The following is an 11844-nucleotide window of genomic DNA, read 5'->3' as shown; positions in this document are numbered from 1 at the left end:
ATTGATTAGGAATAACCCTATGTTAAGTTTCCAAGGTGAGCATATACTGTCTGTAAATCAGCTAGACAGAGACTGCATTGAACGTATTTTTGCAGTAGCAAAAAAAATGGAGCCTTATGCTAAAAAGCAAAAGCAAACTACGGTGCTAGAAGGCGCTATTTTAGCTAATTTGTTTTTTGAACCAAGCACTCGTACACGAGTTAGCTTTGGCACCGCCTTTAATTTACTTGGCGGTGGCGTACGTGAAACTACAGGTATGCAAAGTTCAGCCCTTGCTAAGGGTGAGTCTCTTTACGATACCGCCCGCGTTATTTCAGCTTATGCTGACGCTGTTGCTATGCGCCATCCTGATGCAGGCTCAGTTAGTGAATTTGCTGACGGCTGTACTGTACCCGTTATTAATGGCGGCGACGGCCCAAATGAGCACCCTACTCAAGCATTGCTTGACTTATTAACCATTGAGCGCGAATTACATCGTTTTGGTCAAAATATTGATGGTATGCATATAGCGCTTGTGGGCGATTTAAAGTATGGCCGCACAGTGCATTCTTTATCTAAACTATTGTGCCATTATAAAAACGTAAAGTTTTCGATGGTCGCGCCTGACGGCTTACAAATGCCAACAAGCATTTTAGATGCAGTAGAAAATGCGGGCCATAAAATTGAGCTAGTAAATAAGATGGAAGGTAATTTAGCAGCCGATATTGTTTACCAAACACGTATTCAAGAAGAGCGTTTTCCTTCGCAAGAAGAAGCAAATAAATACCGTGGCGGCTTTAGGATTAGCCAATCTATCTACAGCGCTCACTGTAAGCCTAACTCTGTATTAATGCATCCTCTTCCACGTGATAGTCGCTTAGAAGCCAACGAGCTTGATAACGACTTAAACAGTAACGACAATTTAGCAATATTTCGCCAGGTACAAAATGGCGTATTAATTCGTATGGCACTGTTTGCTTTAACACTCGGCGTAGAAAACAAAGTCGATAAGTATGAAGTAGACGTACCTTGGTTTAGCCGCAAACGCGACAGCTAACCCCCTTTTAAGTGACAATTTATAGGATTTTTCATGACAATTAGCCAAGACTTATTTGAACGCGCCCAAGCTTCTATTCCTGGTGGCGTAAACTCACCAGTTCGTGCTTTTAATGGTGTAGGCGGTACGCCACTATTCATTACAAAAGCAGAAGGCGCGTTTACATTTGATGCCGACGGTAATCGTTACATTGATTATGTTGGCTCTTGGGGGCCTATGATCATGGGCCATAACCACCCTGCAATTAAACAAGCCGTACACGAAGCTGTAGAAAATGGCCTTAGCTATGGCGCACCAACTGAAGCCGAAATATTAATGGCTGAAAAAGTAAAAGAGCTAGTTCCATCAATCGAAAAAGTACGCATGGTTAGCTCAGGCACTGAAGCGACAATGAGTGCAATTCGTTTAGCACGTGGCTTTACCGGTCGCGATAAAATATTAAAATTTGAAGGTTGTTACCACGGTCACGCTGACTCGTTATTAGTTAAGGCAGGCTCTGGTGCACTAACAATGGGTGTACCTAATTCTCCAGGTATTCCTGAAGACTTTGCTAAGCATACACTTACAGTTTCGTTTAATAATCTAGATGAAGTAAAAGCTATTTTTGCAAAATACGCAGACGAAATTGCCTGTATTATTGTAGAGCCAGTAGCCGGTAATATGAACTGTATTCCACCAGTGCCTGGCTTTTTAGAAGGTTTGCGTGATGTATGTGACGAATATAAATCAGTACTTATTTTTGATGAAGTAATGACAGGCTTTCGTGTTGCACTTGGCGGTGCACAAGCTTATTACAACATTAAACCAGATCTTACGTGTTTAGGTAAAGTAATTGGCGGCGGCATGCCAGTTGGCGCGTTTGGTGGTAAAACTGAAATAATGGATTACATTGCGCCTGTAGGACCAGTTTACCAAGCAGGTACTCTTTCTGGTAACCCTATTGCAATGGCTGCAGGTTTAAAATCACTTGAGCTATTAAGTGAGCCTGGCCTTCACGATAAGTTAGAAGCTATTTCAAAAGCAATTTGTGAAGGCTTTGAAGCTGGTGCTAAAAAAGCCGGTGTTGCGCTAACAACTAACTATGCGGGCGGCATGTATGGATTCTTTTTTACTGATGCTGAAAAAGTAACAACATATAAGCAAGCAACTGAGTGTGACCTAGAGCGCTTCAAACGTTTTTTCCACCTTATGCTTGAAGAAGGCGTTTACCTTGCCCCATCAGCATTTGAGGCTGGTTTTGTATGTGCTGCACATACTGAGCAAGAAGTAAAAGACACAATAGCGGCGGCGGAACGCTCGTTTGCTAAACTTTAAGCTAAAAATTACTATTTATACATTTGTAACCACTTGTTTTTAAGTATGTAATTAAGACTAAAGATTGAAAAAAGCCCGAAAGGGCTTTTTTTATTTGTAATGTACTATAAATGAATGATAATTAAGCATAACAAGGTCTATTCACCTTTACCCTAATTACAAAAAATACAAGAGAGCCTTATGTCAGGATTACGCCAATTTTCTTTTCCCGCTATCCAGCTAATGGCAAACTTAAAATACAAAACTAAAATCAGCTTAATGTTTGGAATTTTACTCGTTCCTCTAGCACTTAGTTTGTTTTTTTTAGTCTCGTTATTAAGTGAAAGTATTACTGTTTCAAAAATGCAGCAGCAAGGCTTAAAAGGCTACAGATCTATACTTTCAAATCAAATGCAGGGAGATACGAATCAAAATATAAAAATAGCTCGTTCACTCGGCTTTAACATAAAAGACACTCAAGCAAATGAAGTACTTGAACTTGTTTCTATTCAATCAAATCTAGCCTTAGACAGTCAATTAGCAAGCGCTTATGTAAACCGCTCTTTAGTCACGCCAATTCCTGCACTTATAATGCAAATAAACTCAACAGCGCAAAGTGCTAATACTGTTTTGGCTAGTAACCGTTTTACGCCCGATACGTTTATAGCACTTTCAAATTTTAGTAAGTCACTTCCTTTATACGAAAAACAACTCGATAAAATACTCAATGTAGCCACCAATGCAGATAAATCAGTAAACAAAGCGCTTATGCCTTCGTTAAATAATTTACACAGTGCTGTGGATGCATTTAAAAAAGCGATAGATGAAAAACTACTTGAACCAGACGATATTCTATTAACTCAAGCAGAGTTCACTAAGCTAACAAACAACGTTCACAGTAGTATTAATCAACTTGTTAGTAAGAGCATTCCAACACTTGAGAGCCTTATAGAGGCAAAACTACAAACTCAACAGTGGACACGAAATCTTGTTTTAGCTGCTTCATTGATTAGTTTGCTATTTGCATTTTATTTGATGATTGGTTTTTATTTTGCAGTTGTTGATACCATTAATCGCTTTGCTGATGCCGCGAATAGAGCCGCGAATGGCGACTTAAATGCAACTATCGATTCGAGCACTAATGATGAAATGGGAATTATTGCATCGCGCTACAACGCACTACTTAACGCATTTTCACATTTATTATTTGATGTTAAAGCAAGTACAGAAGAGTTATGCGATGCAACTAAATCGCTATCACATGCGAGCAGCCAAACAAGCAATGATGTTTCAAAACAGCAAATTCGAGTCAATGCCATTTATAATGCACTAAGCGATATGGCTCAAAACGCACTTGCAGTTGAAGAGTCTGCGCATCAAGCTACGCTTACCGCGCAAGATGCTGCAGCTCATGTGAAACAAGGTTCAGACAATACAATGGAGCTTGCTAAATATATGCAAGACCTTCAAATTGAATTTGCAGAGAGCCAACAAGCGCTCGATAAGCTAGCACAAGATAGCCAAGAAATTAGCAAAGTAAGTAAAGGGATCAGTGAAATAGCCGATCAAACAAACTTGCTTGCACTTAATGCCGCTATTGAAGCCGCGCGAGCCGGCGAGCATGGCCGTGGATTTGCCGTTGTAGCTGATGAGGTAAGAACACTTGCTCAGCGTACACAAACACAAACCCAAGAAATACATCAAATTATTAGCTCTTTACAACAAGCATCTGACGACACCCAGCAAAAAATGCGCTCAAGTGTTGAAAAAATGGAGCAATCAGTAAAAGCAGCCAATCAAACCAATGAAGTATTGCAAAGTGCAGAGCAAAGTATGGGCGATATTAAACATCAAGGTGAAGTAATTGCAGAGCGTGTTAAACAGCAATCAAATGCAACAACACAAGCATTAAATGATTCGCAAGAAGTGAGTAATTTAGCAGATCAAACGCTAACATCGGCTCAATCAACGCTACAAGATGCACAGCAATTAAGTCGCTTATCTAATGATTTAACCAAATCAATGCAGTTTTTTAAATCTTAAGCGTTAACTACAACTTACAACAAAGCCGCTAAATAAGCGGCTTTGTTGTTTAAAGTAATCTTAAATTAACGTATGCATTGCGGTCTTGGCTCGAACTCACTCGCTCTAAGCGGTAGCTGAATCACCTTGCCACATCCTGGTGGTGCCTGCTTACCCGTTTGCTCATTTACAAATGCCCAGCGAATTGATGGTGGACGAGTATCTGCTATTGCTTGTGGGTTAAGCGGCTTTAAGTAACGAATATACGCTTCTAATGCGCCTACGCTGCCTGTTAAGCCAGTGCTTTTGTTGTCATCTCGACCAAGCCACGCAACAGTCACTGTATTTTGATCAAAGCCTGCAAACCAACTATCACGTAAATCGTTACTGGTCCCTGTTTTACCAGCGAGCTGGATTGACGGAAAGTGTAAATTTAAGCGTTTAGCAGTGCCATCTTTCGTTACGCGTTTCATCGCGTATTTGGTCATATACATTGCAGATTTATCAAAACGAGGCTCTGCATTTACTTTATGCTTATAAAGTACTTTACCAACCGAGTCAGTTAATGCCGAAATTGCAGTGAGCTTTTTATATTCGCCATCTGCAGCAATTGTTGTATAAAGCTGAGCCACTTCAAAACTCGACATTTCAACAGCTCCTAAAAGCAGCGATGGGTATTCGTCTATCGCCCCTGTTGCACCTAAACCTTTTAATGTATTTACTACTTTATCAACACCTACATCAAGGCCTAAATTAACCGCTGGGATATTTATACTGTTACTAAATGCTTTATAAAGAGGGATTGCACCACGGTATTGGTGGTCAAAATTTTCTGGTTGCCATACTTTACCTTGCTCATTTGTGACCTGTACTGGCGAGTCATCAAGCAAAGTAGCTAAATTATAATGTGGCAATTGCAGTGCGGTTAAATACACGGCAGGTTTTACAAGCGAGCCTATATTACGTTTTGTGTCTAAAACACGGTTAAATCCTGAATAGCGAACATCGCGACCAGCAATAAGTGCAGAAACACCGCCTTTTTCTACATTAACAGAGATCATGGCTGCTTCTAGTTTTTCAGTTCTAGGGCGATTTTCCAAGTACGGTAAACTCTTTTCAATAGACTCTTCCATTGCTGTTTGCTTTTGCAAATCAAAATAAGTAAATACTCTTACACCTGCATCAAGTGTTTGCTGATCTGGTAATAATTCATTTAATTCTCTGTTTACTAGCTCTAAATAGCCTGGGTATGATTTTTGTAAACTGGCTTTCATTGGCGCAATATCAATTGGGCGATTAAGCGATGCACGGTACTCTTTTGTGCTAAGTAACTTATTTTCGACCATTAGACGCAGCACTAAGTCCCTGCGCTCCATTGTGCGCTCTTTATAACGACGTGGGTTGTAATAAGATGGGCCTTTAACCATTGCCACCAGCAGAGCAATTTGGTCGTACTCAAGCTCGTCTACAGGCTTTGAAAAGTAAAAGTCAGAGGCAAGCCCCATACCATGGATGCCTTGGTTGTATGATTGCCCTAGGTATACCTCATTTAAGTAAGCTTCTAATATCTGATCTTTTGAATAGCGATAATCTAAAATAAGGGCAATAAAGGCCTCATTTATTTTTCGTACTAAAGAACGCTCACGCGTGAGGTAAATATTTTTAGCTAATTGCTGAGTAAGCGTACTGCCACCTTGAACGGTGCGTCCCGCTTTAATATTTGAATAAAGCGCACGTAAAATAGAAAACACCGACACACCATGGTGATCATAAAAATCACGGTCTTCAACCACCAGTAGCGTATCTTTAAGCATGGCTGGGAACTTATCTAGCGGTACAAATTCTCTATCTTGTTTAGAATCGTTGCCAATTCGCGCTATTTGCACAGGTTCTAGGCGAGCAGAGTTTAAACGCCTGCCGAACTTATCTTTAATGGTCGCAACTTTTTGCCCTGCAAAACGAAGTTCAATAATATGTGATTCTTCAAGGCCATCATAAAATTCAAAATCACGGCGATAAATCTTGATGCTATCTGCTGTTTTAACAAACTGCCCTGTTCTGCTTAATCTATTAACAGATGAATAATGTAGACGCTCTAACTCAAACACAACTTCTTGGCTTGATAAAAATTGCCCCGGATAAAACTCCATAGAACGAGCATACACTTGCGCTGGAAGTTGCCATTTATTACCTTCAAATATACGTGTTGTTTTTGAATCTAGATAAATGAAATACATTGCCATTGCAATAAAAACAGCCAAGCTGAATTTCCAAAACACTGACCATGTTTTTCTCATAAAAGAGCGTTTTACAGTGGGCTTAACTGTTTTTTTACTGCCCTTTGATGTGCTTTTTTTTGTCGTGCTTGACGATTTACTTGCACGTTTAGCTGCAGGTTTGCTGGTAGGTGTTTTTTTATTGTCGGCCATTTAAGTGTAATTTATTCCAAGGGTTATTCACGAGTGTGAGCTTAGCATATTGGGCATATCCTAACATCCGAAAAGTTAACCCCCCCTGAAACAAAAAAAGCCCTACTGAAGTAGGGCTTTGTGTAAACACACTATTATTTAAATAAACTATTAGCTATTTCGAACAGAAACAAACTCTGGGTAGGCTTCAATACCACAATCGTGTTGATCCATACCGTTTAGTTCTTCCTCTTCAGTTACTCGTATACCCATTGTTTTGTTAAGCACAGTCCAAACAATAAATGATGCTACAAATACAAAGGCAAGAATACACACTAAACCAATTAACTGATTAACAAAGCTTGCATCACCATTGGTTAGTGGTACTAACATAATACCTAATGCACCACACACACCGTGTACAGAGATAGCACCTACTGGATCGTCAATCTTAACTTTATCAAGTGCTATAATGCTAAACACAACTAATGAGCCACCAAGTAAACCTAGTAAACATGCCATTAATGGAGAAGGTGAAAGTGGGTCTGCAGTAATTACAACTAAACCTGCTAATGCACCGTTTAATACCATGGTTAAATCTGATTTGCCCCAAAGTATCTTACATACAAACAGTGCAGCAATAGCACCCATTGCAGCAGCTGCATTAGTATTAAGTAATATTTGACCTACCGCAGTTGCGTTTTCTTTATCCGAAAGTAGTAATTGAGAACCACCGTTAAAGCCAAACCAACCCATCCATAAAATAAATGTACCTAGTGTAGCAAGTGGTAAGTTTGAACCTGGAATTGGGTATATTTCACCGTTTTTACCATATTTGCCTTTACGAGCACCTAGGATTAATACACCAGCTAGTGCAGCAGCTGCACCTGCTCCATGTACAATTGCAGAACCTGCAAAATCTACAAAGCCCATTTCAGATAAGAAACCACCACCCCATGTCCAGTAACCTTCAATAGGGTAAATAAAACCAGTTAGTACTACAGCAAAGCCAAGGAAAGCCCATAGCTTCATACGCTCAGCAACTGCACCCGATACAATCGACATAGCCGTTGCAACAAATACTACTTGGAAGAAAAAGTCAGATTCTAAAGAATGGTCAGCATCAGCAGCCTGTGTGCCAATTAAAGCGCCTATTGAAGGAATAAAACCACCTTCGGCATTGTCTACATACATAATGTTGTAGCCAACTAATAAAAACATCGTACATGCAATTGAATACAGCGCGACATTTTTAGTTAAAATTTCAGCTGTGTTTTTAGAGCGAACTAAGCCCGCTTCTAACATGGCAAAACCTGCTGCCATCCACATTACTAATATACCTGATATTAAAAAATAGAAGGTATCGAGTGAAAACTTTAGTTCTATTATTGTATTTTCCATGAGACCCCCTTAAATTGCTTCTTCGTCAAGTTCGCCAGTACGGATACGAACAATTTGATCTAAGTCGTACACGAAAATTTTCCCGTCACCGATTTTACCTGTTGATGCAATTTTAGTAATTGCTTCAACAACGCGTTGACAATTTTCAGTACGAGTTGCAATTTCAAGTTTGATCTTAGGAATAAAATCTACTTGGTATTCTGCACCACGATATAACTCAGTATGACCTCGTTGACGTCCAAAACCTTTAACATCAACTACTGTCATCCCCTCAATTCCTAAATCAGCGAGTGCTTCACGCACGTCGTCTAATTTAAATGGTTTTATGATTGCACTAATCATTTTCATAGCGGCCCCCTCGGACTCTTTATTGTTATCCTGTTGGGTTAAACAATCCAACCTTTGTGCCACTATTTTTATATTTTTTAAAACAATAAGTTAGTGAAAAACAGAAACTAAATAACAAAAAAAACGCACCAATTAGGTGCGTTAATTTAACAAGTTATCTACATTGGTGCGTACAATATATTAATTGCATGCTTAGCTTTATACAACAGAGTTATACCACGCAGTTTCTACCTTGGTTTTTAGCTTCGTATAATGCTTTGTCAGCAACACGCATTGCCTGCGTTAAGCTAGTATCTTGAAAGTCTGCCAAACCTATACTTGTAGTAATTTTAATTGATTTATCGCTGATAGAAAAATCGTAACTAGCCAGCTTTTTTCTAAATGCTTCAAAGTATTCACGACCACGTTCAAGCTCTATCTCAGGTAATATTATGGCAAACTCTTCTCCACCAACCCGTGCAACTGTAAACTTTGAAAACGTAGTACGGATTAATGAACCAACCTGCTTTAAAGCCTGATCGCCACCCTCATGGCCTAATGTATCGTTAATATTTTTGAAAAAATCGATATCTAACAATGCGAGAGTATTTTTCTGGTTTTTACTTTTAAGGAGCTTTTCTGCATATTGATAAAAATAGCGTCGATTATGAAGCCCTGTTAAATGATCCCTATGCGCGCTTTCTTTAATATCTGAAATTAACGATAGTTGCTCCATTGTTTGAAGTACTCGACAATGAAACTCCTCATTCATAAATGGCTTTGTTAAAAAATCATTGGCGCCATATTTAATAAATCGCGCTGATAGCCCATGTTTCCCAGCGCCCGACAAGCCAATAATTGCTAAGTCGTCTCGGCCTCTAAAGTTACGTACCGCTTTTACAAGCTCAAAGCCATCCATAGAAGGCATAGCGTAGTCTGTCATAAGTAGCTTTATATCAGGATTAGCTTTTAATATTTCGAGTGCTTGTTGTCCATCGTGGGCATCTGTCACATCAAACAACTGCTTTTCAAGCATTTGCTTCATTAACGAGCGGCTCAGTAATGAATCATCTGCTACTAATGCTTTACAACCTTGGTTTCTTAGCAATTGCGCAACGAGTTTAACGGCGTAATGGTAAGAGTCGCGATTATCTTTAATAACATAATCAACTACACCTAATTCAAGCATCTGTTGGCGCTTGTACTCATCTATTTTTGAGGTTAAAACAACCGTAGGAATCTTTTTAGATAAAGTATATTTTGCGACTTCACCGTGAGGAGCATCTGGCAAGGTTAAATCAACTAACGCAAGCGTGTAGTCATATTTTTCTACGTAAGTGGCACATTCAGCTAAAGACCAAGCAAAATCGATTGCCACATCAAGGTATTGTGCAGTTAAGTGGCGAAGTACCTGCTGCACTACTTTACTGTCTTCAACCACTAATACTCTTTGCATAAAGCTTCTCTTTACCTTTAATTAGTTTTACCACAAAACGACAAATACAACGCTATTACTGCAATAGCATTAGTCATAAACATCCGGTGTAAAGTGCACTTATTGTGCTTGAAAGCGTAATCCGTTAGATTTTTTTGGTGATAGCCTGTATAAAAAACCAATACAAGTAGGCCGCAATATACCTGAATTTTGCAATTAACTAAATAAAGAAAGTAAATCCAAAATAACTATAAAAGCGATTAATACGCGTCTTTCAATGTATTAATACCTTACTTAACCAGTATTATCGGCCACTAGTCTCAATACTTTTGTTATTTAACTCATTTTTATCTTTAATGATGTATCAACAATAATAAGGACACCTAATGAAGCTTAGTCGTATTATCAGTTTACCGATAACCGTTATTGCATTAATAATTAGTACAAGCACGCTTGCCGATAACCAACGTCGTATTGATGTAGACAGCAAAGTAGTTACCCAACATAAGGCTAAAATTAATGGCCAGCGTTTTAGTTATACCGTAGCTACAGGCACACAACCTGTATGGGATGATAAAGGCGACGCGGTTGCTACACTACAATACACCTACTACACACGTGACAAAGTTGACGACAGAACAACTCGCCCATTACTTATTTCATTTAATGGCGGGCCAGGTTCGGCTTCTGTATGGATGCATCTTGCTTATACTGGCCCTCGCGTATTAAAAATTGATGACGAAGGCTATCCAATTCAACCTTACGGCGTAAAAGACAATCCATATTCCGTACTTGATATTGCCGATATTGTTTACGTAAACCCAGTAAATACAGGCTATTCTCGCGTACTTGAAAACGAAAAAGGCGAACTGCCTTCTAAAGCAAAACAAAAAGAGCTATTTTTTGGTGTTAATGCCGATATTAAATACCTTGCTGAGTGGTTAAATACTTTTGTAAATAGAGCCCAGCGCTGGCGCTCGCCTAAATTTTTAATTGGTGAAAGCTACGGTACAACACGTGTATCTGGACTCGCTCATGAGCTTCAAAACAGTCAGTGGATGTACATAAACGGTGTTGTTCTCGTATCACCTACCGATATTGGTATTAAGCGCGACGGTCCGATTAAAGCCGCTAACCGCCTACCTTACTTTGCAGCGACTGCTTGGTATCACAAAGCACTTAACACCGATTTACAAGCTAAAGATCTTGATGAGTTATTACCTGAAGTTGAAGAGTTTACTGTAAACGAGTTAATCCCTGCGCTTGCTAAAGGTGGTTTTATTAATGCTGATGAAAAGCGACGCATAATTACAAAAATGGCGCACTACGCAGGCTTATCAGAAAAATTTGTTGAGCAAAATAACTTAGATATTCCAACTCAGTTTTTCTGGAAAGAGCTACTACGTGAACGTGGTCAAACTGTGGGTCGCTTAGATTCTCGTTATTTAGGAATAGATAAACGCGACGCAGGTGAATCCCCAGACTACTGGGCTGAACTTACCTCTTGGTTACACTCTTTCACTCCTGCAATTAATCACTACTTACGTGAAGAGTTAAACTATAAAACTGATGTAAAATATAACTTATTTGGTAATGTCCATCCATGGGATAGAACCGGTAATAATACAGGCGAAAATCTACGTTTAGCAATGGCGCAAAACCCTTACTTAAACGTGATGATCCAATCAGGATACTTTGATGGCGCAACCAATTACTTTGACGCTAAATATACGTTATGGCAATTAGACCCAAGCGGTAAAATGAAAGACCGTTTGAGCTTTAAAGGCTACAGAAGCGGACACATGATGTACCTTCGCCACGCTGATTTAGAAAGCTCTAATAACGATTTACGTGACTTTATACAGCACGCTTTACCCAAAAAAGGGCAAGCGGCTAAATACTAAAATACCTAAAACAAAAAA

Annotated in this window: 8 protein-coding genes; 4 read left to right on the top strand and 4 right to left on the bottom strand. The window is 39.3% G+C overall.

The genetic code is table 11. The features are described 5' to 3' along the window. Positions 1-19 precede the first annotated feature (19 nt). The 3 genes from QT16_RS05115 (at position 20) to QT16_RS05105 (ending at position 4372) form a co-directional block, all read left to right on the top strand. Positions 20-1036: an aspartate carbamoyltransferase gene (locus QT16_RS05115; RefSeq protein ID WP_002958914.1), complete on the top strand. Its 1017-nt coding sequence runs from the start codon at positions 20-22 to the stop codon at positions 1034-1036. A gap of 33 nt (positions 1037-1069) precedes the next feature. Next, complete coding sequence (gene hemL / locus QT16_RS05110) at positions 1070-2350, top strand: glutamate-1-semialdehyde 2,1-aminomutase (RefSeq protein WP_024596268.1); 1281 nt, start codon at positions 1070-1072, stop codon at positions 2348-2350. 180 nt (positions 2351-2530) lie between these two features. Beyond that, positions 2531-4372, top strand: a complete 1842-nt coding sequence (locus QT16_RS05105; RefSeq protein ID WP_039486784.1) for a methyl-accepting chemotaxis protein — start codon at positions 2531-2533, stop codon at positions 4370-4372. A 65-nt stretch (positions 4373-4437) separates the two neighbouring features. Here QT16_RS05105 and mrcB read toward each other — a convergent pair whose 3' ends face one another. The 4 genes from mrcB to QT16_RS05085 form a co-directional block, all read right to left on the bottom strand. Continuing rightward, the gene (mrcB, locus tag QT16_RS05100; RefSeq protein ID WP_039486782.1) at positions 4438-6780 is read right to left on the bottom strand and encodes a penicillin-binding protein 1B; all 2343 of its coding nucleotides are present in this window, start codon (positions 6778-6780) and stop codon (positions 4438-4440) included. Positions 6781-6930: 150 nt separating this feature from the next. Beyond that, the gene (locus QT16_RS05095) at positions 6931-8160 is read right to left on the bottom strand and encodes an ammonium transporter AmtB (RefSeq protein ID WP_024596272.1); all 1230 of its coding nucleotides are present in this window, start codon (positions 8158-8160) and stop codon (positions 6931-6933) included. A gap of 9 nt (positions 8161-8169) precedes the next feature. After that, positions 8170-8508 (bottom strand): P-II family nitrogen regulator, encoded by a 339-nt coding sequence (locus QT16_RS05090; RefSeq protein WP_004587162.1) that lies wholly within the window; start codon positions 8506-8508, stop codon positions 8170-8172. A gap of 211 nt (positions 8509-8719) precedes the next feature. Continuing rightward, positions 8720-9943, bottom strand: a complete 1224-nt coding sequence (locus QT16_RS05085) for a diguanylate cyclase domain-containing protein (protein ID WP_002958922.1) — start codon at positions 9941-9943, stop codon at positions 8720-8722. Between the two features lie 365 nt (positions 9944-10308). Between QT16_RS05085 and QT16_RS05080 the strand changes: the two genes are divergently transcribed. Beyond that, entirely contained in the window at positions 10309-11826 is a 1518-nt protein-coding gene (locus QT16_RS05080; RefSeq protein ID WP_039486776.1) for a S10 family peptidase, read from the top strand. Positions 11827-11844 lie beyond the last annotated feature (18 nt).

This window comes from Pseudoalteromonas distincta (assembly GCF_000814675.1).
Lineage (GTDB): Bacteria > Pseudomonadota > Gammaproteobacteria > Enterobacterales > Alteromonadaceae > Pseudoalteromonas > Pseudoalteromonas distincta.
Note: the sequence above shows the minus strand (reverse complement) of the source record. Positions and strands in the feature narration are given on the sequence as shown.

What these genes read in the sequence shown, in the direction of transcription:
- QT16_RS05115 (WP_002958914.1), top strand. Translation starts at nt 20, where the DNA reads ATGTTAAGTTTCCAAGGTGAGCATATACTGTCTGTAAATCAGCTAGAC.
- hemL (WP_024596268.1), top strand. Translation starts at nt 1,070, where the DNA reads ATGACAATTAGCCAAGACTTATTTGAACGCGCCCAAGCTTCTATTCCT.
- QT16_RS05105 (WP_039486784.1), top strand. Translation starts at nt 2,531, where the DNA reads ATGTCAGGATTACGCCAATTTTCTTTTCCCGCTATCCAGCTAATGGCA.
- mrcB (WP_039486782.1), bottom strand. Translation starts at nt 6,780, where the DNA reads ATGGCCGACAATAAAAAAACACCTACCAGCAAACCTGCAGCTAAACGT.
- QT16_RS05095 (WP_024596272.1), bottom strand. Translation starts at nt 8,160, where the DNA reads ATGGAAAATACAATAATAGAACTAAAGTTTTCACTCGATACCTTCTAT.
- QT16_RS05090 (WP_004587162.1), bottom strand. Translation starts at nt 8,508, where the DNA reads ATGAAAATGATTAGTGCAATCATAAAACCATTTAAATTAGACGACGTG.
- QT16_RS05085 (WP_002958922.1), bottom strand. Translation starts at nt 9,943, where the DNA reads ATGCAAAGAGTATTAGTGGTTGAAGACAGTAAAGTAGTGCAGCAGGTA.
- QT16_RS05080 (WP_039486776.1), top strand. Translation starts at nt 10,309, where the DNA reads ATGAAGCTTAGTCGTATTATCAGTTTACCGATAACCGTTATTGCATTA.